Annotated in this window: 9 protein-coding genes, 2 tRNA genes and 1 pseudogene; 9 read left to right on the forward strand and 3 right to left on the reverse strand. The window is 64.7% G+C overall.

What is annotated here, in order from left to right; all coding sequences use genetic code 11:
* Position 1: 1 nt before the first annotated feature.
* From PO768_RS12635 to PO768_RS12655, 5 genes are all read left to right on the forward strand, one after another.
* Entirely contained in the window at positions 2–12565 is a 12564-nt protein-coding gene (locus PO768_RS12635; protein WP_272646348.1) for a calcium-binding protein, read from the forward strand.
* A 672-nt stretch (positions 12566–13237) separates the two neighbouring features.
* Positions 13238–13313: transfer RNA gene (locus PO768_RS12640), tRNA-Gly, on the forward strand.
* A 5-nt stretch (positions 13314–13318) separates the two neighbouring features.
* A tRNA-Thr gene (locus tag PO768_RS12645) sits at positions 13319–13393 on the forward strand.
* Between the two features lie 110 nt (positions 13394–13503).
* The gene (locus PO768_RS12650) at positions 13504–13908 is read left to right on the forward strand and encodes a hypothetical protein (RefSeq protein ID WP_272646349.1); all 405 of its coding nucleotides are present in this window, start codon (positions 13504–13506) and stop codon (positions 13906–13908) included.
* 73 nt (positions 13909–13981) lie between these two features.
* Positions 13982–14362: a tetratricopeptide repeat protein gene (locus tag PO768_RS12655; RefSeq protein ID WP_336297767.1), complete on the forward strand. Its 381-nt coding sequence runs from the start codon at positions 13982–13984 to the stop codon at positions 14360–14362.
* A 15-nt stretch (positions 14363–14377) separates the two neighbouring features.
* On the opposite strand, the gene PO768_RS12660 is transcribed toward PO768_RS12655, so the two are convergent.
* From PO768_RS12660 to purB, 3 genes are all read right to left on the reverse strand, one after another.
* Positions 14378–17662 (reverse strand): PAS domain S-box protein, encoded by a 3285-nt coding sequence (locus tag PO768_RS12660; RefSeq protein ID WP_272646350.1) that lies wholly within the window; start codon positions 17660–17662, stop codon positions 14378–14380.
* A gap of 141 nt (positions 17663–17803) precedes the next feature.
* Positions 17804–18631, reverse strand: a complete 828-nt coding sequence (pyrF, locus tag PO768_RS12665; RefSeq protein WP_272646351.1) for an orotidine-5'-phosphate decarboxylase — start codon at positions 18629–18631, stop codon at positions 17804–17806.
* A 13-nt stretch (positions 18632–18644) separates the two neighbouring features.
* A complete protein-coding gene (gene purB / locus PO768_RS12670; RefSeq protein ID WP_272646352.1) occupies positions 18645–20024 on the reverse strand; it encodes an adenylosuccinate lyase in 1380 nt (459 codons plus the stop codon).
* Positions 20025–20197: 173 nt separating this feature from the next.
* Here purB and PO768_RS12675 point away from each other — a divergent pair, with 173 nt between their 5' ends.
* The 4 genes and pseudogenes from PO768_RS12675 (at position 20198) to PO768_RS12695 (ending at position 24897) form a co-directional block, all read left to right on the forward strand.
* Positions 20198–21205: a BMP family protein gene (locus tag PO768_RS12675; protein WP_137942631.1), complete on the forward strand. Its 1008-nt coding sequence runs from the start codon at positions 20198–20200 to the stop codon at positions 21203–21205.
* A pseudogene (locus tag PO768_RS29270) lies at positions 21202–22909 on the forward strand (ABC transporter ATP-binding protein). The gene PO768_RS12675 and the pseudogene PO768_RS29270 overlap by 4 nt, the downstream one beginning before the upstream one ends.
* Entirely contained in the window at positions 22899–23975 is a 1077-nt protein-coding gene (locus PO768_RS12690) for an ABC transporter permease (protein ID WP_272646354.1), read from the forward strand. The pseudogene PO768_RS29270 and the gene PO768_RS12690 overlap by 11 nt, the downstream one beginning before the upstream one ends.
* Positions 23965–24897 (forward strand): ABC transporter permease, encoded by a 933-nt coding sequence (locus PO768_RS12695; protein WP_272646355.1) that lies wholly within the window; start codon positions 23965–23967, stop codon positions 24895–24897. Before PO768_RS12690 ends, PO768_RS12695 begins: the two co-directional genes overlap by 11 nt.
* Positions 24898–25415 lie beyond the last annotated feature (518 nt).

Below are 25415 nucleotides of genomic sequence, written 5' to 3' on the forward strand. Positions count from 1 at the left end.
CATGGAAATTTTCCTGACCGATGACGAACAGGCCCAACTGGCCGCCAAGCGCGCCGCTGCTGTTGCCCTGAAACAGGCCGATCCGAATGCGATCGGTGCCTTTGCGCCCATCTACGAGTGGCTGGCCGACTTACTGGTGAGCAAGGGCGTCGAAGCGACCGACTCGACCCTGCTTTGGCTACGAGGCGCCACCGAGGCAAACGCGGGGCGCGGATCCATGTCAGCCCTGATTCGAAAGTACACCGACAAGCAAGCACTCTTGCGCTATGGGCAAGTCATCACCGACTTCGATATGCAGCGCGCCTCTGACGCGGTTGCAGGCAATTTGATCAAGGACCTGCTTGGTGAATCCCCGAATTGGCCCATAGGGCGAGTGCCCGACATTGGCCGTATCGCCAGCGCAGATGCCACGGCAGTTGGTGAAGTCCTGTTCTCTCCAAATGGCGGACTGCCCGGCCGAGTCGATGGCGACTCCGCTGACTTCGACGAAGAGAATTCCGGCTGGTCCGGCGCCTTGTTGTTTGGCCTGCTCCGCTCGGACCAAGCAGGACGGCTGATCGACCACGGAGGCGCAGATGGAGCTATGGACACCCTCAGTGATCTTCGTGACACTGTGTTTGCCCACCGTGCCATGGTGGCCGGTTTGGCCGGCGCTGCAGTGCCCGGCTCACCGGCGCAGATTGTTCGCGATCTGAAAACGATGTGGACGACGATCAGCGCGCTGAAACCTACGCCCGGTATTGCTTTTTCATGGAACCAGTGGGCGGTCAATCTGACCACCAACAGCACGGTCAAGAGCTCCTTCCAGGTCATCACCGACGCAGACCCAGGGCGCTTCCTGGACATGCTCCATGGCTCGCTCGATGGTCAGGCGCGGATCGGCACCACCACGGAGGAGACCTTCGATGCCCGCGCGAGCAGCTTCTTTGCACAATGGACCGCAGCGCAGCTGAAGACAGGTGCCGCTCGTATCCACACCGCCGCCGAGCTTCGTGTCCTTGCCCGCACTGACGTCAACGCCCGTGCCGCCTTGGCCGGCCTCTCCCCCGTCCTGCTCGAAACCAAAGCTCCGGCCGAGCCAGCACTGTCGCTGGTTGATCCCGTTAGTGGCACCGGTAACCTGAGCCAGCAATGGATCGACGACCGTGCCGCGATGCTGAGTTGGTTGCTCAAGCCAGGTACTCCAATAGACGGTGATTTCGTACCTTCGAGCTCCGCGACCTTCATGGGTACGTTCAAGGACTGGAGTAGCGGAGTCAGCTTTCGCGTAGTTCCAGCGACGCTCGATGCGACAACGCTCAACAACTTGAAGGAGCGAGTGTATGGCTTTGGCTCACGTCAGCACGACCTCATCGTTGGCAGCAACGGCATCGACCGGCTCTATGGAGACGCCGGCAGCGACACCTTGCAGGCAGGTGCGGGTAACGACTGGCTTGAGGGTGGCCTTGGCGCCGATCTTCTGGAAGGCGACGGCGGCACTTCGGGCCCGCTAGGCGCGGGCCAGCACGCCGACACGCTACATGGCGGCCAAGGCAACGACACATTGCACGGCGGCGTCGGCGACGATGTGTTGCTAGGTGGAACCGATGCCGACGAACTCCACGGCGACGCCGGCAACGATTTCCTCAGCGGCGGCACCGGCGCCGACAAACTCCACGGCGGCGCCGACAACGACGTTGTCTTCGACGAAGGGGGCAGTGATACCAACCACCTCAACGGTGACGCCGGCAATGACCAGCTCGAAGTCAGGGGCGGCACCGGCTTCGTCTTCATGGACGGAGGTGGCGGCAACGATGTGCTGCTGGGCAGCAAGCAGTCGCAACTGAACTCCTTGGCCGGCGGCAAGGGGAATGACTTTCTCCAGGGTGGCGATGGGGCCGACATCCTCCATGGTGATGGCGGCGCGGGTGGCCCCGGCGAAGACGGCGCGGACCTCATTGAAGCGGGCGGCGGCAATGACATCATCACCGGCGGTGGCGGTGCTGACCTGCTGCGCGGCGGTCAGGGGGACGACACCTACATCTATGACAGCACCGACTTTGGCACCGACCTGATCGAGGACGCCGATGGGAGCAATGGAATCACCATAGGCGGTACCACCCTGGGCAGCGCCAGCTACGACACTGGCAAGCTGGCCTGGATCGGCGCAGGCGGGGTCGAGATCCGCAAGTACGCGCTTGGGTCTACCACGATGCTTGCGATCAGCGCGGCTGGCGATTCCCAGAACACTATCTTCCTTAAGAACTGGCAGCCGGGCCGATTCGGCATCACGCTGAACGGCCAGGCCGAAGAGGCACAGAAGCCCGTAGTGGCGTCGGCGCCCGTCACCTCGCTGGCCGAGAACAACTACGTGGACTTCATTGTCAATGATGCTGGTGATGGCGGACAGGGCAATGACATAGTGCACGGGACCGATGCCAAGAGTGTGCTGGCCGGCGGGAGCGGCAACGACATCCTTGATGGCCGAGGAGGTGACGACTGGCTTGACGGCGGCAGTGGCACCGATATTTTGCTCACTGGCGATGGCAAGGATGTCGCCTATGGCGGTGGCGGCGATGACATCATCCGTGCCGGTTTCTACTTTGATGTGGTGGGCGGCGTTCGCCCCGATACCGGTGAACCGGCACTCTTTTCACAGCCCGGTGCTGAGCGAGGTTCGTGGGTCGGGGGCGGCACCGATACGAGCACCCGGTTCTACTACTACCTGCTCAGCAGCCCGACGACGCGGATCTACATCCCACATCCGGCGTTGGCGGCGTTTGACTTGAAGTTTGAGCGCAAGAAGAGTGTCACGGCAACCTACGAAGGTTACATGTACTTCTACAACGTGGGGGAAGCCGCCGTCAGTTTGGAACCCGCACTGGATGTGACGCTGCTGAGCGGCAAGTACATGGATATGACCCGGGGCAAGTCCCTCATATCGGCGCCCTCAGCCGACCTGGGCAATGCGTTCTCGGGCTCGTTGCTACTTGGCAATGCCAAGGACCTGTTGAAACCAGGTACCGGTAGCCAAGGTGCGCAGTTGTGGGGTGGCACCGGCAATGACGTGATCTACGGCGCCAATGAAAATGACAAGCTCTACGGAGAGGCCGATGAGGACCTCCTCGTGGGCTACGACGGTGACGACGAGCTCTATGGCGGCGATGGCAAGGACGAACTCTCGGCAGGCGCGGGGCGGGATTTCCTTGACGGTGGTGAAGCGGACGACTATCTGGGTGGCGGTTACGGTGCGGATGTGCTGCATGGCGGCACCGGAGCGGATCGTCTCCTCGGCGATTCCGGCTATCTGGAAGGCCTGAACTGGTACCCCACCGGCACCAATGAAAGCCTCATGGGCGGTGATTTTCTCTACGGCGACTCGGGAAACGACAAGCTGTGGGGAAACAACGGCGATGACTTCCTGTTCGGTGGCACCGACGACGATTCGTTGTATGGCGGGCTCGATAACGACCACCTATGGGGAGAGAGTGGCTCCGACCTGCTGATAGGGGGCAAGGGCGACGACTATCTCGACGGTGGGGACAACAAGGATACGTTGTACGGTGAACAGGGCGACGATGCGGTCTATGGCCAGGCCGGAGACGACATTCTTGACGGCGATATCGGTGACGACATCCTGGATGGCGGCGACCACAATGACGTGCTCACCGGCGGGGACGGTTCCGACATCCTGCGTGGCGGGAGCGGAAACGACAATCTGTACGGCGACAGTGGAGGCAAGGGAAAGGACGGAGCCGACGTTCTGGAAGGCGGTGCGGGGAACGATGTGCTTAACGGCGGTGGCCTGGGCGACATGTACGTGTTCAGTGTTGGCGATGGCCAGGACACGGTGCAGGACGATGGCTCGGACGGCTCGCGCAACAGTATTGTCTTCAAGCTCGCACGCGGCGAGGTCCGCACCGTACGTAGAGACGGGGCGGATCTGGTCGTAGACTACGGCGCCTCCGACTCGGTCCGGGTGCAGGGCTTCTACAGCAGCAATGCCTTCGGTCTCGGCTATCAGGGCGCGGGATCATTGATGATCGACCAGGGTGGGGCTCACGCCCGCGTGGCCGAGATCCGCTTTGAGGACGGTACGGTCTGGGGCATCAAGGATATTCTTGAGATGGCACCCGCGCCCGAGCCTGGTGAGTTGCCGCCTGATCCATTCGCTGGCCTTGAGTCGCTGTATTTCGTGAACGCCTTGCTCAGTCGTGAGGAGGTCAAGGCTGCAGGTAAGAACTCGCTGAGCTATTCGTTTGCCAGCACCTTCAGCGGTGAAATCAGTGGGGCTATGCCTTTCACGGACGAGCAGAAGCAGGCCGTGCGCGATGCTCTGGCTCGTTTCAGTGCGGTCGTGGACCTCCAGTTCTCCGAGACTGCCGATGGTGATGGCGTGGACCTGAGGTTCATGCTGGATGACTTGAGGTCGGTGGGCATGGGAGCCTTTGCCGGCTATGCAGAAGCCGCGACCGGCGAGATCCATCTGAACAGCATGTTCTACGCTCAGACCCGAACCGATGAGTTCGGTGTGACGAGAACGCGTGACTCGTTGAAAGCCGGCGAGCCGGGCTTCAAAACGTTGCTTCACGAGATCGGCCATGCCTTGGGCCTGAAGCACCCGTTCGAAGCCCCGCTGCTGCCCTCTGCTGAGAACAACAGCGTGAACTCGGTAATGTCTTACACCCGTGTTGGCGAAGGCTACGCCACAGAGCTTGCAGCTTTTGACGTCGCGGCCCTTCAATACCTATATGGCGTGGCCGGCAGCCGCAATACGGCTGACAACAGCTACAACTTCACTGACCGTTTCATTGGCGACGCCGCAGGAAGCGACACCTTCAATGCGAGTTCCGAGACGCAGGGCGTGACCATCAATCTGGCTCCTGGAAGTTGGAATCATCGCGGCGCCAAAGCCGACAGCATCCTCGCGGAGGGGCAATCCTTTATCGGCTTCGGCTCACTGATCGAGAACGCTGCCGGCGGCTCGGGCAACGACCAGCTTACCGGTAGCAGCGCTGGAAATAGCCTGGTGGGCGGCGGCGGGAATGACACGCTCTCCGGCGTTCATGGTGACGACACCGTGGCGGGGGGAGCGGGCGCCGACACCTACGTTTTCTCGATCGGTGATGGCCACGACACATTGGTTGAAAGCGGCGGCGACAGCGTGCTGGTGATCCATGACGCCAGCCTCGACAGCCTGTACTACCTTGACGGCAAGCTCTATTACGGCAGCAATGGCGACAGCGTGCAATTGGCGCTGGTCGAGGTGAGCCAGTTGGTGATTGCTGGCGTGAGCTACACCGGTGACCAGTTCCGGGCTGCCATCAAAGGCAGGACATCTGCTGCTGGCGACGTTGTTCTCGCGCCTAACGAGATTACCGGGCGCCTTCAAGGTGTGGGCGACTACCGCGTCACCGGCAATGCCTTGGGCAACGTGCTCCACGGCAATATCGGAAACAACACCCTGACCGGCGCTCAAGGCAACGACTCACTCAATGGCGGTAGTGGCAATGATGTGCTGCTCGGCAATGAGGACCGGGATGAGCTCAGCGGCGATGGCGGCGATGACTGGCTGGACGGCGGGGTTGGCAATGACTATCTGTATGGAGGGGAGGGTAACGACGTACTGCTTGGCAATGAAGACCGAGATTGGCTCTGGGGCGACGGCGGCAATGATTCGCTGGAGGGCGGCGGCGGCGACGACAATCTAAGTGCTGGCGACGGTGATGACATTTTGCGTGGCGACGCCGACAGCGACTTCCTCTCTGGCGGCCTCGGCAATGACTTGCTGGATGGCGGGGTCGGTAACGACAATCTCCTCGGAGACGGCGGTGAAGACTCTCTGGATGGCGGGGCTGGCAACGACAGTCTCTATGGAGACGAAGGCGACGACGGGCTGTTCGGTAGCGAAGGCAGTGACCTGCTCTATGGCGGACTCGGCAACGATGCGCTGGCAGGCGGGGATGATGCCGATAGCCTATACGGTGGTGCCGGCCATGACAGCCTGGAGGGTGGCGACGGACTTGACGAGCTCAAGGGCGAGGATGGTAACGACGTGCTCCAGAACGGCGAAACCATGTCGGGCGGCCTTGGCAGCGATACATACGAGCTTAGCGATTGGCCTGTGTGGGACGTGACGATCTCGGAGGCCGGCGAGACCGCGGGTGACATCGACGTACTCCGCTTGCCTGCAAGCGTAAATCCCGCTGATCTTGTCGCAATGAGAGGGTACAACAGCCTCACGGGCGGCTATGACGACCTGTGGCTTTCGGTCCGTGGCCAGTACTCTGCGATCATTCTCAAGCAGTTTCTGCTTGCGCAAAGCGGTGCGAACCAGATCGAGAAGATTGAGTTCGCTGACGGAACGGTCTGGTCTGCCGCAGACCTGATTGCGCGTCGGCACGGGTATCAGGCAAGCGAGGGCGGGGACTCCATTTCCGGGTACAGATGGGGCGAGACGATAGACGGTCTGGGCGGCCCTGATCGAATCGACGGGGGCCTCGGCGATGATGTGATTCGCGGCGGTGCCGGGAATGACACCTTGTACGCCGATGAGAGGCAGGACGCTGCCACGGCAGCCGATGGCAACGATACGCTGGAGGGCGGTGCCGGCGATGACTCGCTGATCGGTGGCGGCGGCAACGACACCTATCTGTTTGGTCGCGCTGCAGGCAGCGACATCATTGTCGACGCGGCGGGCGGCATGGACCGCCTCAAGCTCGCTGCGGGCATTGCCCCCACAGATGTTCAGTTGTATGGCGACGGGGCGAACCTGTGGTTGGTGATCGACAACGGAGCGACGCAGCTGCGCGTGTCGGGGCACTTCATCTATTCTCAGAACACCCTTGAGTCGATTGAGTTTGATGATCGGACGGTCTGGGATGCTGCGACGATAGCGGTGAAGGCTGCCAACGGGCGCGCCAATACCCAGAGCGGCTCCGCGAGCAACGATGTTTTCGTTGTCGACAGCGTCGCTGATGTGATCGTGGAAGGGATCAACCAGGGCGTGGACACGGTGATGAGTTCCGTGAGCTTCGGCCTGTCAGCGAATGTCGAAAACCTGACACTCACAGGGCCGCTCCATATCAACGCCACCGGCAACACCTCGGGCAATGTGCTGAAAGGCAATGCCGGCAATAACGTGCTCAACGGCAATGGTGGGGCCGATACCTTGATCGGGGGAGCGGGTGACGACACCTATGAGATCGACAACTATCAGTCGACGCTGCGTCCCAGCATCGGGGGCAGCGATGACCTCATCGTTGAAACGGCGAATGGCGGATACGACACCGTCTATGTGAAGAGCTACAACTACAAGCTGACAGCGAATGTTGAGCGCTTGATCAGTATTGTCGATGTCGCCTGGCTCGATGGTTACACCCGCGAGCCCATTCAGATGATTCTGGAGGGCAATGATCTGGACAACTACATCGACCATCAGTCGTCAGGATGGAACTCGTCGGGCACCTGGATTGATGGCGGTCTCGGCGCGGATACGATGGTTGGCAACGCAGGCGAGGCCGACACTTTCGTCGTCGAGAACGTCCGTGATGTCGTCACTGATTGGTCTATTGGGGATGGGGACACAGTGAACTCATCCATCGACTATCAACTCGATGCCAATATCGAGAACCTCAAGTTGATAGGCTCAGTTGCGATTTCGGGCCGTGGGAATGATGGCGCCAATCGATTGGATGGATCCGAGAATAGCAGTGCCAATCTACTCATTGGAGGCAAGGGCGACGACACCTACGTGATTGATGCCACGCAAGGAGACATGGTCGTCGAGGCGGCGGGCGAAGGCGTCGACACGCTGCGGCTGGTCAATGCCGGCGGGCTGACGATCAACCTCGCGAGTGGATTCGCCAATGTCGAGAACGTTGAGATTGAGAGCAACGGCGTGACGCTCATCGGCAGTGAAGATGCGAATCGGATTGCAGCCAGCGGCAAGTACTTGAAGATCGCCGGTGGTGGAGGCAATGATGTCATCGTTTTCAGCTCAGGCAGTTCCGACATGATTGTGGACGGCGGTGCCGGCAACGACACGATCTGGGGACTCTCGTCCGGGACCTTGAAGTTCGGACTGGGCTCAGGCTCAGACGTACTCAAGGCCGACAGCACCGATTACGGAAGCAAGGTTCAGTTGGGGGAAGGTGTGACCCTGTCCGATCTGACCATTGCGCGTAACGGAACCTCCTTGGTCCTGACGTTGGCATCGAATGACTCTCTGGCGATCGAGAATCTCTTCCCCGATGCAACGAGTACGACACCTCATCGGGCATTTGCGGGCTTGGTTTTGGCGAGTGGCGAAACCGTGCCGGCCGCATTCGTCATAGCCCGCTTGGGCATGGGAAATTCGAATGTCAGCACGCCGGGAGGCGATAGCTTTGTCGGTACACATGGGGCAGATACGCTGAGTACTGCCGCCGGCAATGACACTGTTTACGCGGGCCTGGGTGATGACCTCGTTGACGCGGGTGACGGCAACGACGAACTGTACGGCCAGGCTGGCAACGATAGCTTGATCGGAGGAGCCGGTAACGACCAGCTCTTCGGTGGCGACGGCGACGATACCTTGGTTGGTGGCTACTTCAATGGTGGCAGCGACTTGTTGAGCGGCGGATCTGGCAGCGATCAGTACCAGGTAGGTAACGGCTATCACCATGTGCGGGATGAGAGCGGTATTGCTGACGAGATACGACTTCCGGCAGGGGTGACGGTCGAAATGCTGCAAGTCCGACGCAGCGGGAGTGGTCTTAGTCTCAGCTGGCTGGCCGGCGAAGACAGCGTCTTCGTCGCCGACTTCTTCGTGTCGGGAGCGGACTCAGTAGAGACTGTTCGCTTCGTCGACGGCACCGTGTGGAATCGGGCCGAGCTGGAGCGTCGCTCCCGGCTGATTGATGGCGGCAGCAGCAACGACCGCCTGCACGGTAACGAGACAGCGGACCTCATCCGCGGTCACGGAGGTGACGACAAACTCTATGGCTACGGCGGTAATGACACGCTGATCGGCGGAGCCGGGAATGACACCCTGGAAGGCGGCGAGGGGGACGACCTTGTTGAGTTCGGTCGCGGCGATGGCATCGACACGATCGAGATGGCGGGCGCATCGCGGGGCATCAACACGCTGCGTTTCGCGGCCGCCATCGCGCCAGCTGATGTCAGCTATTTTCGTGTCGGCCATGACCTGGAGCTGCGCATCGCGGGAGGTTCAGACAAGGTCATCGTCCAGAGCTACTTTCTTTATGAGAACCCGGCAGATGCGCCGCTCACTCCCCTGCAGCGCGTCGAGTTCGCGGGCTCGGGTACTGTGTGGACCGAAGCACAGTTCCAAAGCCTGACGCGGACGATTCGCGGCACTTCTGGGAACGAAACACTGAACGGAACATTCCTTGGAGATCGGCTGATCGGCATGGCTGGCAACGATACCTTGCGAGGCAACGGCGGTGAGGATTGGCTCGAAGGCGGACTCGGCGACGATTCTCTCGATGGCGGGGCTGATGACGACTACATGCTGGGTGGCTCCGGTGACGATAGCTACCTTGTGGCCAGTCTCGGCGATCAAATCATCGAGAAGGAGTTCGAGGGCTATGACCGCATCACATCGGGCTTGAGTTTCCTGCGAGCAGGGGACGCCTACACGATGGCCGAGCATGTCGAGGAGTTCGTGCTCACGGGCAGCGTCGGCAAGGATGTAGACGGCAATGGCGTTGACAACAAGCTGACGGGCAGCGGCGGCAATGACACGCTTTATGGTGCCACCGGGAACGACACCCTGATCGGCGCAGCTGGAAGCGACCAACTTGCGGGGGGCGCTGGCGACGACCTACTCGAAGGTCAGGACGGCGACGACTCTCTCATTGATGAAGGTGGCGTCGACATTCTGCGTGGCGGTGCCGGCGTGGACTATCTCTCCGTCTCGGGCTCGCCGAGCAGCCGATCTCTGCTCAGCGGTGGGGCCGATGACGACACGATCGTGGCCAAGGGCTCGGCGGGCTCGGTCAGGGTGGTCCTTGGCGGTTCAGGCAATGATCGGGTCGAGGGCTATTCGGACCTCTCCGGAACTCTGCTGATGCTGATGAACCGAGGCGACGGGGCTGACGAGTTGTTGCCGGGGGATTGGGCGACTCCGACCGTTGTGTCGCTTGGGGGCGGTATCCAGTTGTCTGATGTTCAGATCATCGACGTGGACAGGACTGCTGATTGGGAGAAAACGTACTTCGTCACACTCGGCTTGGGTGAGTCAGACAGCTTGAGACTGCATGTCTACAGGGCGGCCGCCGGCAGCGATGGCCAGGTGTTGCTGCAAGTCGTGGATGGCACCGGAGTTGCTGTGTATGACCTCGGACGCGCCATGCGTGCGTTCTTGGCGGCGAAACCCGAGCAGCAGCTGGCTTGGCCTATCGCCGATCAGTTGGCAAGTCAGCGGGTCTTCCACAGTGCGAACGAGGCCTGGGGCGGTGGCTTGGCCCTGCAGTACGGTCGCGGCACGGCACTGGATGGCCTGTCGCCCGCTGCGCTGCGCGCGTACTTGAACACGGAGGGCTTGGCGTCAGGTCCTGTTCGGGAGGTTGCTCCGCCCATTGTTGGCACAGACGGTGCCGATGTGCTGGCAGGCGCCGAACTCGACGATCAGATCCGGGGCCTGGCCGGCAACGATACCTTGATGGCCGGTGCCGACTGGCGACACAAGCCCTGGGGCGTCAACTGGCAGCCCACCACGGATACCGACTCTTTGATCGGCGGCAGCGGCGACGACTTCTACGTCATTGATAGCAAGGGGGATGTCATCGTCGAAGACGCTGGCGCGGGCATCGACACGGTCTATGCACCGTTTGACTACAGCTTGGCAGCCCTGCCGAATGTCGAGAACTTGACGCTGGGACTCAACTTTGCTGACGCTCACGCCGCCACCGGAAACAGTCTGGCCAATCGCCTGGTTGGCAATGCTGTGGCCAATGTGTTGGACGGTGGCGCGGGGACCGACGCTTTGGAGGGGGGCGCAGGCAATGACACCTTGGAAGGCGGTGCAGGTGACGACACACTGAGCGGCGGCATGCCGGGGAGCGGGCCGGGCAACGATACCTATGTGTTCCGGTCCGGCTTTGGCCGCGACACCCTCTACGACAACGACACCACTGCCGGCAACAAGGATGTCGTCCAATTCGAGGCGGGCATCAAGTGGACACAGTTCGCCCGCGTGGGAGTCGACATGGTGGTGTCGGTGTCTGGCACCAGTGATCAGATCACGATCAAAGACTGGTTCACCAACGCGAGCTATCGCATTGAGGAGTTCCGGTACAGCGACGGCACGGTCGTGGATGCTGCGGGTGTGGCCTCACGGCTTACTGCGAACCTGAACGGCGACGCGGCCGCCAACTCGATCTCGGGCTACAACGATGCCTCCAATAGCATCAACGGATTTGCGGGCAATGATTCGCTCGTTGGGGGAGCACGGTTCGATATCGTGGACGGAGGCGATGGCAATGACTCGTTGACCGGGCTTGGAGGCAATGACAGTCTGATGGGTGGCGCTGGCAACGATTCGTTGTTTGGCGGAGAGGGCCTTGATATGCTGGATGGCGGTATGGGAGACGACTCGCTCGAAGGGGGCGAGGGCGCGGACTGGTTAGTCGGTCAGCAGGGGGCGGACAGCCTAATTGGTGGCACCGGATCTAACTACTTGGTCGGTGGTCCGGGCAACGACCTGTTGAACGGCGGGGCGGGACGGGATAACTACATTTTCAGCCGGGGCGACGGGGCAGATCGCGTGATCGACTACGACACAGCGCCAGGTTCGTTCGACATCCTTCGCTTCTTTGACGTGCTGTCCACGGATGTGAAAGCGGTCGAGCGTCGCGGGCGCGATCTCGTCATCAAGCATGGGAACATCGGAGATCAGGTCACGGTCGACGGCTACTTTGATGCCGTCAATTCGGCAGCCTATGCGATTGAGGCCATCTACTTCAACGACTTCGGTGACGACGAAGCTTGGTACGTCGGCGACATCAAGGCGCGCGCGATCACTCATGGCACCTCAGGCGCCGACACCATCATCGGCTACAGGGAGGGTGTCAACAGGATCTTCGGGTATGAAGGTCATGACAGGCTTGTGGGTGCCGAGATGGGCGATGTGTTGGACGGAGGCCTTGGCAACGACACGCTGGATGGCGGCACCGGCAACGACAGTCTGATCGGTGGTACCGGCGCCGACAGCTACGTCTTCGGGCGTGGCTATGGCGCCGACCGTGTGACTGACAACGACGCCACTGTCGGTGTCAAGGATGCGGTTCTGTTCGGCGCGGGGATTGCCCAGTCGGATGTGGCTTTCACTCGCAGTGGTAATGCGCTGGTCGCCAGTATTCTGGGCTCGCCAGATGCGTTGACGATTCAGGATTGGTACCTGGGTTCGCAGAACCGCGTTGAAGAGTTCCGCTTTTCGGGTGGGGCGATATTGACCGACATTCAGGCGCAATCCTTGGTCGGAGCGATGGCTGCGTTCAATCCTGCGGGAGCCAGTGCGCAATCCGTGCCGTACGAGGAATCGAGCCGTCAGTTGCAGATCGCAGTCTCGGCCTTTGGTTGAGTGAGCTGATGTAGTTCTGTGGCGAAGCGCGAGAAGTTGGCTGTGTGGTGCATCACCCTTGGGTGTCACGAGGCAGGAATGCCTCGTGCGCTCGTGCGGGTATGCATTGCCAAGATCTTTGCGACAGATTTGGCGACACAGGCCCAGCGTTCGGAGGCTTGACCGCGCTGATCTGACCTCTTCAAGACGAGGTTGGCGATGCACTGTTTGGCCTACTTTTGGCCTACCGGAAACGAAAAAGGCCACCATTGGCAGCCTAAGTCTTTGATTTATATGGTGCGCCCGGCTGGGATCGAACCAGCAACCCCTGCCTTCGGAGGGCACAAGGTCAGATGGACTGCGTACCCGCTCAGCCGCTTGTCCTGCAGCGCACGGCATGAAATCACGGGCGCCCCGCCCGTGCTGGGAACGGTGTAAAATTGCGGCTGAGAGTACGAGTTGTCCCTGGTTGGATTCCAGAAACTGCTCCGAATCTCCCGACCAGTCTGAGGTACCCATTTGGGTACCCGCTAGAATGGCGAAGTGGCAAAAAGTTGGTTGATGCGGTCTGGAAGAAATCGTTAGATTCCGCCCCAGCCACCAAGACATCGTGCAAGAGCACAGCAAGAGCCCATCCCCAGCGATGGGCTTTTGTTTGTTTGGCGCCTGCTCTGGCGCGTCGGACATCGCACTGCGGGATTAGCTCAGTTGGTAGAGCGATACCTTGCCAAGGTATAGGTCGAGAGTTCGAGTCTCTTATCCCGCTCCAGATTTGCCCATGTGGCTCAGTGGTAGAGCACTCCCTTGGTAAGGGAGAGGTCACGCGTTCGATCCGCGTCATGGGCACCAGGACCTCGGCGGTCTTGCTGCACGGTTGGCGATGTGGTCCCTTGGTCCGCCCATGGATCGTCGGCCCGATCAAACTCTCGTGGGCTTTCTTTCTGAGCAGGGAACCGACGATGAATATCCAGACAAGCGCCATGCGAGCATCGCAGGCCGAGTTGCTGAGCCGGCTGATCGCCGTTCTGTGCACCCGCACGCTGAAGCAGTTTGCCGAAGAGTCCCGGCTGGACGGCGAAAGCCTCAGGGATGCGGTCGAGCGCTATGAGGTCGACTATGCCTGGCAGGTGTTGAGCTCGGCGCGCCTGCGCGACGACACCGTGGCCCGGGTGGCGGAACGGCTCCAGCGGCCGCCGAGCGAGCCGCTGCAGGCCTGGATTGCCGATCTCCTGGGCGCGGCCGCTGCGGCTCAGCCGTCCGAGCTGCTGATGAGCTTTGACAACGATGTGCCCGAGCAACTGGCAACCCTGCTGTGCGCCGGCCTCCATCCCGAGCCCGACCCGGCAGCCGCTGCGCTGGTTTGAGCGCTCGGCGCGGCGCCGTCCAGGCCGAGCCTTGCATAATCCGGCCCGAACAATGCCTGGGAGGGCCTGCTTGATGAGTGACCCCGACAAACTCGACCGGCTCGCCGCGTCGCATGGCGCGCCGCCGCCCGATACGCTGCGTGCCCGCCTTCAAGCGCTGCTGGCGCGCGGCCGCGACGATGCGCTGCTGCGCTTCGGTCTTGGCAAGGCCTGCCTCGATGAGGGCGATGCGGCGGCGGCGGCCGAGCACTTGCAGAAGGCGACCGAGCACAAGCCGGACTACACGGCCGCCTGGAAGTTGCTGGGCAAGGCCCTGCTGGCGCAAGGGCGGGCGCAGGAGGCCGGGTCGGCCTGGCAACAGGGTCTGGCCCTGGCGCAGCGCCAGGGCGATCACCAGGCCGGGCGCGAGATGGGCGTCTTTCTCAAACGCCTGTCAGCGCCGCCGCCCGGCTGAAGTATCGCGTGCCGCTCAGCTGCGGTGCTGGTCGTTGTCCTTGTGGCCGATCAGGCGCACCAGGGTCGCACGCAGCCGTGGCGCGTCGATCGGCTTGGTCAGGAAGTCGTTCATGCCGGCCGCCAAGGCCTCGTCTCGCTCCGAGATCAGGGCCGCGGCGGTCAGTGCGACGATGGGCAGCTCGGTGGCCGGGAAGCGCCGCCGCACCTGGCGTGTCGCTTCGTGGCCGCTCATCACCGGCATCTGCACATCCATCAGCACCGCGTCGAAGGGCTTGCCCATGCTGGCCTGGGCGTTGATGGCCTCGACCGCCTGACTGCCGTCGCTGGCCTGCGAGACCTCCAGCCCCCACTGCTCCAGCAAGGCCACCGCAATCATCATATTGACCGGGTTGTCCTCCACCATCAGCACGCGCAGGCCCTGCAGGTCCTGGTTGTCGCGCGCCTCGCGCAAGGTGGTGCTGATCGGCGTCGGCGCGCCGGGCAGCGGCAGCTCGGCCCAGAAGGTCGAGCCCTGGCCCGGCGTGCTGTCCACGCCCACCGTGCCGCCCATCAGCTCGGCCAGCTCGCGGCAGATCGACAGGCCCAGCCCCGTGCCGCCGTAGCGCCGCGTGGTCGATTCGTCGGCCTGGGTGAAGGGCTGGAAGAGGCGCTCGTGCAGGGCCGGCTCGATGCCGGGCCCGGTGTCGGTCACCTCGATGCGCAGCCGCTCCTCGTCCTGCCGGCGCACCCGCACGGCCACCGCGCCGGCCTGCGTGAACTTCAGGGCGTTGCTCAGATAGTTGCTGAGGATCTGGCGCGTGCGCATCGGGTCGCCGACCACCCAGGCCGGCACGTCCTCGTCGACATCGATGCGGAACGACAGACCGCGCGCCTGCGCCAGCGTCAGATAGGCCAGACGCATCGTGCCCAGCAGGTCGCGCAGCGCGAAGGGCAGCGACTCCAGCGTCAGGCGGCCGGCCTCGATCTTGGACAGATCGAGGATGTCGGAGATCAGGCCTGACAGGCTTTCGGCGCTGTCCAGCATCTGGTCCAGATACTGGCGCCGGGTGGCCTCGTCCAGGTCGGGCTGCTGCACCATGCGCGCCAGGCCCAGCAGGCCGTTCAGCGGGGTGCGGATCTCGTGGCTGGTGTTGGCCAGGAAGGCGCTCTTGGCGCGGTTGGCGGCCTGGGCCTCGTCCTTGGCCTGGGCCAGCGCGGCCTCGACGCGGCGCTTCTCGGTCACGTCCTCCATGATCCAGATCGTGCCGCCGCGGCTCGGGTGGTTGGGGTCCACCGCCTTGGCCAGCAGCCGGCACAGAAAGGTCGAGCCGTCGCGGCGGCGCATCGGCCGTTCGATCTCGACCTGCTCGCCGGCGGCAAGGCGTGAGCCCAGCTCCTCGCCCACCGCCGCATAGGCCTCGACACCGGGCCAGACCACGCTGCCATGCTGGCCCAGCAGGCCACCGGGCGGCCAGCCGAACATCTCCTCGATCAGCGGATTGACCTGGACGAAATGCTGGTCGCGCGTCAGCGTGATGCCGATCGAGGCGTTCTGCAGGATCGCCGCATGCACGAGCCGGGTGCGCTCGCTCTCGGTGACATCGCGCGCGTTGACGACCAGATAGGCCTGGCCGTCCATATTGAAGGGCGCGGCCGACAGCACCATCGCGATCGGCTCGCCCGACTTGGTGATGAAGTTGACCGGCACCTCGCTGACCTTGCCGTGCTGGCGCACGCCGTCGATCACGCGGGCGCGTTCCTCGACGTCCTGCCAGATGCCGATCTCGTCCGAGGTGCGGCCCAGCACCTCCTCGGCGCTGTAGCCGGAGAGCCGCTCGAAGGTCTTGTTGACCATCGCGTAGCGGCCCGAGCTCATCTCGGTCAGCGTGATCACATCGGGGCTGGTGGCGACCAGATGCGAGAGCAGACCCTCGCTGCGGCGCAAGGCGTCCTGGGCGCGCGAGGCCTCGGTCTGGTCGATGAAGAAGGAGAGGGTGGCCGGGCCGCTGGTGGCATCGACCCGCACGCTGGTGGCCTGTACCAGGCGGCGCCGGCGCGACAGGGTGCGCAGCTTGAACTCGGCCATCGGCAACATCGCGCCGACCGCCATCGCCTCGATCTTGGCGGCGCGCTGACGGGCGCGTTCGTCGTCGCCCGGCTCGTAGTGCGAGAACAGATCCTGGCCGATCATGCTGGAGCGCTGGGTGTAGCCGAACATGGCCATCGCCGCCGGGTTGGCGTCCAGCACCCGGCCCCAGCGGTGCAGCACCAGCGGGCTGGGCGAGCGGCGGAACAGCTCGCGGTAGCGCGTCTCGGTGGCGGCCACGGCCTGCTCGGCCTGCACCTCGTTGGTCACATCGCGGCCCACGCCCCAGTAGCCGCGGAAGCTCCCCTGGGCGTCGAAGCGCGGCTCGCCGCTGATCGAGACAAAGCGCACCGCGCCGTCCGGACCGCGCCGGCGCGCGACGACGCCATGAAAGGCGCGGTGCGATTCGAGGTCGGCGCGGTGCGCGTCCAGATCCTCGTCCGACAGGCCCAGATGCTCGACATCCCAGGGCGCCTTGCCCAGGCGTGCCGCCAGATCCAGGCCGGAGGAGCCGGGCTTGTCCTCGGCCAGATGGGTGAAGCGGAACTCGCGGTCCATCTCCCAGTACCAGTCGGCCGCCATGCTCAGCAGATGGCGAAAGCGGGCATTGCGCTCGCCGGCGGCCTGGATCGAGCGGCGCAGCATGCGCATGCAGCCCAGGCCGATCACCAGACCCGACCCCAGCAGTATCAGATGGGTGGCCAGGCGGGCGGGCAGGCTGGCAGGCGCGGCCGCGCCCGGACCCCAGCCCTCCAGCTCGGCGAACACCAGGCCGGCCACGGCCAGCAGGCTGATGCCGAAGATGAAGAGGCCGGCACGCACGCCTTGCAGCGCGGTGGCCAGCACCACCATCAGGCTCATGATGCCCAGCGAGATCGAGGCCAGACCCAGCTGGCGCGACAGCGCCAGCGCGACGGCCGAGGCGATCACCAGGCTCATCACCAGCAGCGCGAAGGCCTTGGCCTGGCGTTGCGGCGGCTGCCAGACGGTCAGCGCCGCCAGCGCCGCCGTGCCCCAGGTCAGCAGCGGCGGGATCAGTCCGTTGAAGGGCTCGCCACCGAGGCGGCCAAACCATTGCAGACTGCCGGCCAGGCCGCAGATCAGCGCGCAGGCGGCCAGGAACAAGCGCATCGAATGGCGCCGCACGCTGCGCTCCAGCGCGGCAGCGGCGTCGCCGGGGCCGACATCATGCCCGACCAGGCTGCTCAAATCGTCCAGGGTTTCCTTGCTCACAACGCCATTCGCTCCGCTCGCGCCGAAGCCGGTCTTCGACGAAGAGCGCAGTCTCCGCCAGAACCCGGCGGCCTGAATACCCGGTCAGCCCCCGAATGCGTGGGCTTATCGCAGCAGTTCGGGGTAAACGCGAACTAATGCTCAGGCGGGGCGAGCCTGGTTCAGCTGCTCGCGGGTCTGCTGCGCAGCGCGGCGGGCCGCTGCGGCAAAGTCGTCGCCGCCGCTGGCGTAGAGCACGGCGCGCGAGGAGTTGACGATGATCAGGCCGTCGCTGCGCAGGCCGGCCCGCACGGTCGCGTCGGCATCGCCGCCCTGGGCGCCGACGCCGGGAATCAGCAGCGGCAGGGTCGGCGCGAGCTCGCGCACCCGAGCGATCTCCTCCGGATAGGTGGCGCCCACCACCAGACCGAGCTGACCGTTCTTGTTCCACGCGGTCTGCGCCAGCGCGGCCAGATGCTCGAACAGGCGCGGCTGGCCCGGCACATCGGCCAGGCGCTGCATCTGCCAGTCATTGCCGCCGGTGTTCGAGGTGCGGCACAGCAGGATGGCGCCTTTGTCGGGGTAGCGCAGATAGGGCTCGATCGAGTCGAAGCCCATGAAGGGCGACAGCGTCACCGCGTCGGCCTGGTAGCGCTCGAAAGCCTCTTTCGCGTACTGCTCGGCGGTCGAGCCGATATCGCCGCGCTTGGCATCCAGGATCACCGGCACATGGGGCGCGACCCGCTTGATGTGCGCCATCAGCCGCTCCAGTTGATCCTCGGCGCGATGGGCGGCGAAGTAGGCGATCTGCGGCTTGAAGGCGATCACCAGGTCCTTGGTGGCGTCGACGATGGCCGAGCAGAAGTCGTAGATGCGGCCGGCATCGCCCTTCCAGGCGCCGGGGAAGCGGGCCGGGTCCGGGTCCAGGCCGATGCACAGCAGGGAGTCGTTCAGGCGCGTGGCCTGCTGGAGTTGGCTGATGAAGCTCATCGCATGGCCTCGTTCAGATCTTGCCGGCCAGCTCGGCCGCCTTGCCCGTATAGCTGCCCGGCGTCATCGCCAGCAGCCGGGTCTTCTCGGCCTCGGGCAGTTCCAGCGTGTGGATGAACTCGCGGATCGATTCGCGGGTGATGGCCTTGCCGCGGGTCAGCTCTTTCAGGCGCTCGTAGGGGTTGGGCAGGGCGTAGCGGCGCATCACGGTCTGGATCGGCTCGGCCAGCACTTCCCAGGCGCTGTCCAGGTCCTCGGCCAGCGCGGCCTCGTTGACCTCCAGCTTGTCCAGGCCCTTCAGCAGCGACTCATAGCCCAGCACCGCGTAGCCCAGCGCGACGCCCATATTGCGCAGCACGGTGGAGTCGGTCAGGTCGCGCTGCCAGCGGCTGATCGGCAGCTTCTGGCTCAGATGGCTCAGCAACGCATTGGCCAGGCCGAAATTGCCCTCGGCGTTTTCGAAGTCGATCGGGTTGACCTTGTGCGGCATGGTCGAGCTGCCGATCTCGCCGGCCACCGTGCGCTGCTTGAAGTAGCCCAGCGACACATAGCCCCAGACATCGCGCGACCAGTCGATCAGGATGGTGTTGGTGCGGGTCACCGCATCGAACAGCTCGGCCATATAGTCGTGCGGTTCGATCTGGATGGTGTAGGGGTTGAACGTCAGCTCCAGCTGTTGCTCGATGACGCGCTGGCTGAAGGCCTCCCAGTCGAACTCGGGCCAGGCCGACAGATGGGCGTTGTAGTTGCCGACCGCGCCGTTCATCTTGGCCAGCAGCTTGACGTCGGCGATGCGCGCGCGGGCGTTGCGCAGGCGGGCGACAACGTTGGCGATCTCCTTGCCCACCGTGGTCGGGCTTGCGGTCTGGCCGTGGGTGCGGCTGAGCATCGGCGTGGCGGCCAGCGCGTGGGCCATGGTGCCGAGCTTGGCGATGATGCGGTCGACGGTGGGCAGCAGCACCTCGGCGCGTGCGGCCTTCAGCATCAGGCCGTGGCTGGTGTTGTTGATGTCCTCGCTGGTGCAGGCAAAGTGCACGAACTCGCCGGCGGCCTTCAGCTCGGGCGCATTCTCGAAGCGCGACTTCAGCCAGTACTCGACCGCCTTGACATCATGGTTGGTGGTCTTCTCGATGTCCTTGATGGCCTGGGCATCGGCCTCCGAGAAGCGCGTCACCAGCGAGCGCAACAGCCCGCGCGCGGCCTCGGACAGGGGTTTGAACTCGTCGAAGCCGGCATCGGACAGCGCGATGAACCACTCCACCTCGACCTGCACGCGCCGGTGCATCAGCCCGAATTCGGACAGCAGCGGGCGCAGAGCGGCCACGCGCGAGGCATAGCGGCCATCCAGGGGCGAGAGGGCGCTGATACTGGAGAAGGCGGAGAGCGTGGTCATGGCGTGTGCGCGGGCTGGCCGCGAGAGCTGAGGGCAAACCCGGAGATTTTATCCGGCCGGCCCGAGCCGGCCGAAATCCTTCTGGCAAACCATGCTTGGCAGGCCGGCACGCCTCTTGCCTAATGCCAACGAGCCCTTCGCCCCCGTCGACCTCAACATCAAGGAAACACGCCATGAGATCTGCCCCGAGCTCCGCCCTGCGCCGCCTCACCCTCGGTCTGGCCGCCGCCAGCCTTGCCGCCCTGGCCCTGCCGGCCGCGGCGCAGGCCAAGCTCAAGGTCGCCGGCATCTACACCGTGCCGGTCGAGCAGCAATGGGTCAGCCGCATCAACAAGGCGCTGAAGGCGGCCGAGGCGCGCGGCGAGATCGAGTACGCCTTCTCCGAGAACGTCAGCAATGCCGACTACGAGCGCGTGCTGCGCCAGTACGCCGAGAAGGGCTATGGCCTGGTGGTCGGCGAGGCCTTCGCGGTCGAGGCGGCGGCACGCAAGGTTGCCAAGGACTATCCCAAGACCGCCTTCCTGCTGGGCTCCAGCGGCAAGCCGGCCGCGCCCAACTTCGCGGTGTTCGACAACTACATCCAGGAGCCGGCCTATCTCAGCGGCATGATTGCCGGCGGCGTCAGCAAGAGCGGCAAGATCGGCCTGGTCGGCGGCTTTCCCATCCCCGAGGTCAACCGCCTGATGCATGCCTTCATGGCCGGGGCCAAGGAGATCAACCCCAAGGCCGAGTTCACCGTCAGCTTCATCAACAGCTGGTTCGACCCGCCCAAGGCCAAGGAGGCCGCTTTCGCGATGATAGACAAGGGCGCCGACGTGATGTACGCGGAGCGCTTCGGCGTCAGCGACGCGGCCAAGGAGCGCAAGGTGCTGGCCATCGGCAATGTGATCGACACCCAGGCCCAGTATCCCGACACCGTGGTCGCCTCGGCGCTCTGGCATATGGAGCCCAGCATCGACCGCGCGATCAAGGCGGTCAAGGCCAACGCCTTCAAGGCCGAGGACTACGGCCCCTACTCGATGATGAAGCACAAGGGCAGCGAGCTGGCGCCCCTGGGCACCTTCGAGAAAAAGGTGCCGGCCGATGTGGTCGCCAAGGTCAGGGCCAAGGAAAAAGCCATCCTGGACGGCAGCTTCGTCGTCAAGGTCGACGACAGCCAGCCGAAATCGACCAGCAAGTGACGCTCCCGGCGCTGCAGCTGCGCGGCATCAGCAAGCGCTTCGGCGCGCTGCTGGCCAATGACGGCATCTCGCTGACGCTGGAGCAGGGCCAGGTCCTGGCCCTGCTGGGCGAGAACGGGGCCGGCAAGAGCACGCTGGTGTCCATCCTGTTCGGCCATTACGTCGCCGACGCCGGCGAGATCACGGTGTTCGGCCGGCCGCTGCCGCCGGGCCAGCCCAAGATGGCGCTGGCCGCCGGCATCGGCATGGTGCACCAGCACTTCACCTTGGCCGAGCGCCTGACGGTGCTGGACAACGTGATGCTGGGCCTGGAGCCGCTGTGGCTGCCCTTCGCGCGGCGCCAAGCGCAGCGCCAGCGCCTGCTCGATACCGCGCAGCGCTTCGGCCTGCAGGTCGATCCCGACGCGCTGATCGCCGACCTCTCGGTCGGCGAGCGCCAGCGCGTCGAGATCCTGAAGGCCCTGGTGCGCGGCGCCCGCATCCTGATCCTGGACGAACCCACGGCGGTGCTGACGCCGCAGGAAAGCCAGTCGCTGTTCGCCTCGCTGAAGGCGCTGGTGGCCGAAGGCATGGCCATCATCTTCATCAGCCACAAGCTCGACGAGGTGCTGGCGGTCTCGGACCGCATCGCGGTGCTGCGCGGCGGCAGGCTGATCGCCGAGCTGGATGCGGCCGGCGCGTCCAAGGCCGATCTGGCCGAGGCCATGGTGGGCCGCGCGGTGCCAAGCCCCAAGCGCGCGGCGACGCAGCCCGGCGACATCGTNGGTCTCGGACCGCATCGCGGTGCTGCGCGGCGGCAGGCTGATCGCCGAGCTGGATGCGGCCGGCGCGTCCAAGGCCGATCTGGCCGAGGCCATGGTGGGCCGCGCGGTGCCAAGCCCCAAGCGCGCGGCGACGCAGCCCGGCGACATCGTCTGCCGCCTGCGCGGCGCCACGCTCGCGGCCAAGCCGGGGCTGCGCGGCGTCGATCTGGAACTGCGCGCCGGCGAGGTGCTGGCGGTGGCCGGTGTAGCCGGCAATGGCCAGCATGCGCTGGCCGATCTGCTGCACGGGCTCGTGGGCCTGGAGGCCGGCGAGCTGCGGGTGCTGGGGCAAGACCTGGCCCCAAGGCCCGGAGCCTGGCTGGCCGCCGGCGTGGCCCGCATCCCGGAGGACCGCCATGCGGCGGGCGTGGTCGGCGACCTGCCGCTGTGGGAGAACGCGCTGCTGGAGCAGTACCGCGCCCCGACCTTCTCGCGCTGGGGGCTGTTGAAGCGCAAGCGCTCACGCGCTCATGCGCAGGACATCGTGCAGCGCTTCGATGTGCGCGGCCTCGAAGACCGCGGCCTGGACACGCTGACCCGCAGCCTGTCGGGCGGCAATATGCAGAAACTCATCCTGGGCCGCGCGCTGACCGGCGATCCCGAGGCCGGCAAGGCCGGCACTCGGCCGCGGCTGATCGTTGCCAACCAGCCGACCTGGGGCCTGGATGTCGGCGCGGTCGCCTATGTGCACCAGCAGTTGCTGGACGCCTGCGCGGCCGGCGCGGCGGTGCTGCTGATCTCCGAAGACCTGGACGAGATCTTTGCCATCGCCGACCGCATCGCGGTGATGCACGAGGGCCGGCTCGGCGTTGCGAAGCCGCGTGCCGACTGGACCCTGGCCAGCATAGGCCTGGAGATGGCCGGCAGCCCAGCGGGAGAGGCGACTGCCCATGCGGCTTGAGAAACGTTCACTCCCTTCGCAGGCCTGGCGCCTGGCCGCGCCGCTGCTGGCGCTGGCGATCACGCTGGCCGTCAGCTCGCTGCTGGTGGCCTGGGCCGGTGCACCGGTCGGCCAGGCCTATGCGCTGCTGCTGGAAGGCGGCTTCGGCTCGCGCTTTGCCTGGAGCGAGACGCTGACCCGCGCGACGCCGCTGATACTCACCGGGCTGGCCGCCGCCGTGGCCTTCAAGGCGCGGCTCTACAACATCGGCGCCGAGGGCCAGCTCTATATGGGCGCACTGGCGGCGGTGCTGGTCGGTGGCCTGCATGGCGGGTCAGGTCTTGAGTGGCCGAGCTGGCTGCTGTTCCCGCTGATGATGGCGGCCGCCGCGCTGGCCGGCGCCTTGCTGCTGCTGGGCCCGGCGCTGCTGAAGAGCCGGCTGGGCGTGGACGAGGTGGTCACCACGCTGCTCTTGAACTTCATCGTGCTGCTGTTTGTTTCGTGGATGCTGGACGGGGCCATGAAGGACCCGCTGGCGATGGGCTGGCCGCAAAGCGTGGGCCTGCAGGAGTCGCTCTCCTTGAGCAAGCTGGTCGAGCGCAGCCGCGTCCACACCGGCCTGCTGTGGGCCATCGCGGCGGCCTTGCTGCTGTGGGCCCTGTTCAAGTACAGCCGTACCGGCTTCGAGATCCGCGCGGTCGGCGCCAACGCCCAGGCTGCCGCCTTTGCCGGCATGCCGGTGGCCTGGGTCAGCATCAAGGTGGCCTTGTTGTCGGGCGCGCTGGCGGGCCTGGCCGGCGCGATCGAGGTGGCCGGCCGCACCGGCTATGTGACCTTGGACATGAGCCCGGGCTATGGCTATAGCGGCATCGTGATCGCGATGCTGGCGGGCCTGAATCCGCTCGGGGCCTTGCTGTCGGCGGTGTTTGTCGCCGGCCTGCTGGTCGGCGCCGACAGCATGAGCCGCGCGGTCGGCGTGCCGACCTATATCGCCGATGTGATCGTCGCGACCGCGCTGATCGCGATGCTGGTCAGCAGCCTCCTGGTCAATTACCGCCTCCGTCTGAGGAGTCGCGATGGGCGCTGAGATCCTCGAGCTGCTGTCCGGCAGCGCCTTCTGGATCGCGGTGCTGCGCATCGCGACGCCGCTGATACTCGGCACCCTGGGCGTGTTGCTGTGCGAGCGCGCCGGCGTCTTGAACCTGGGCATCGAGGGCATCATGGTGGCCGGCGCCTTTGCCGGCTGGCTGACGGTCTACCAGGGCGGCGGGTTGTGGCTGGGCGTGGCGGTCGCGGCCGGGGTCGGCGCGCTGCTGGGTCTGCTGCATGGCTGGCTGACCGTGAGCCTGTCGCTGTCGCAGCATGTCTCGGGGCTGGGCATCACGCTGCTGGCCACCAGCCTGGCCAGCTATGCCTACCGCGTCAGCTTCCCCAAGGTCGAGAACCCGCCGACGATCCAGCCCTTCGCCACGATGGAGGCCTGGCTGCCGATCCCGGTGCTGAATGCGCAGACGCCGCTGACCCTGCTTGCCCTGCTGCTGGTGCCGGTCCTTGCCTACGGCCTGAACCGCACGCCGCTGGGCCTGGCGGTGCGCATGGTCGGCGAGAGCCCGGCTGCGGCCGAGGGCCAGGGCCTGTCGGTGGTGCGACTGCGCATTGGCGCCATCATGGCCGGCTCGGCGCTGATGGGCGTGGCCGGGGCCTTCCTGACCCTGGCGGCCTTCAACGCCTTTTACTTCAACATGGTCAACGGCCGCGGCTGGGTCTGCGTGGCCCTGGTCGTGTTCGCCTCCTGGCGGCCCGGCAAGGCTTTGCTGGGCGCGCTGCTGTTTGCCTTCTTCGATGCGCTGCAACTGCGCCTGCAGCAAAGCAGCGGCGGCGCCGTGCTGCCCTACCAGCTCTATCTGATGCTGCCCTATCTGCTGTCTATCGTCGCCCTGGTGCTGGTGGCCCGCAAGGCGGCCTATCCGCAGGCGCTGATGAAGCCGTATCGCAAGGGGGAGCGGTGAGGCTGGAACCTGAACAGCCAGCGCACCCTGCCGGCGCCCGGCCATGAACTCCGCACCCCGGCGCAGCCGCAGGCACCGCCATGAGATCAACGGCCCCCTTCTTCCCGCTTCCCAAAACGCGGCAGCCGGGCCGTGCGGGATGCGCTTGTGCTGGGGGCGGGCCATGCATGGCACGGTCAGCGCCGGCAGCGCCACGGCGCGTCACCCCACAAGCTCCCGCGCACGACACACCGTGAAAGCACGGGCTTTATGCTCGCGAATGCCGAACCATAATGCTCGTAAACAGCGAGCCCGGGGCGATCCAATCCCCCAAAAGGTTCCGAGCACAAAAGGCCAACACGGGGGGCCAGGGACGGCGTGATGGTTCAGTTCAACACGGTTTATTTGCCTCGGTATGCAGCCGCGTCCGTAGTGGGCATTCGTGCTCGGCAGATGAATGCTATCCGTTGGGTGGTGATGTCCCGGCGCGTGGTGTAAGTCCACAGCCCGGAGAGGCTGAGATGCGCGGGGTACTCAGC

The organism is Paucibacter sp. XJ19-41 (assembly GCF_028462495.1).
Lineage (GTDB): Bacteria > Pseudomonadota > Gammaproteobacteria > Burkholderiales > Burkholderiaceae_C > Roseateles_E.

Bases quoted from the DNA above. Each gene is read 5' to 3' on its own strand.
- PO768_RS12635 (WP_272646348.1), top strand. From the start codon at position 2: ATGGAAATTTTCCTGACCGATGACGAACAGGCCCAACTGGCCGCCAAG.
- PO768_RS12650 (WP_272646349.1), top strand. From the start codon at position 13,504: ATGAATATCCAGACAAGCGCCATGCGAGCATCGCAGGCCGAGTTGCTG.
- PO768_RS12655 (WP_336297767.1), top strand. From the start codon at position 13,982: ATGAGTGACCCCGACAAACTCGACCGGCTCGCCGCGTCGCATGGCGCG.
- pyrF (WP_272646351.1), bottom strand. From the start codon at position 18,631: ATGAGCTTCATCAGCCAACTCCAGCAGGCCACGCGCCTGAACGACTCC.
- purB (WP_272646352.1), bottom strand. From the start codon at position 20,024: ATGACCACGCTCTCCGCCTTCTCCAGTATCAGCGCCCTCTCGCCCCTG.
- PO768_RS12675 (WP_137942631.1), top strand. From the start codon at position 20,198: ATGAGATCTGCCCCGAGCTCCGCCCTGCGCCGCCTCACCCTCGGTCTG.
- PO768_RS12690 (WP_272646354.1), top strand. From the start codon at position 22,899: ATGCGGCTTGAGAAACGTTCACTCCCTTCGCAGGCCTGGCGCCTGGCC.
- PO768_RS12695 (WP_272646355.1), top strand. From the start codon at position 23,965: ATGGGCGCTGAGATCCTCGAGCTGCTGTCCGGCAGCGCCTTCTGGATC.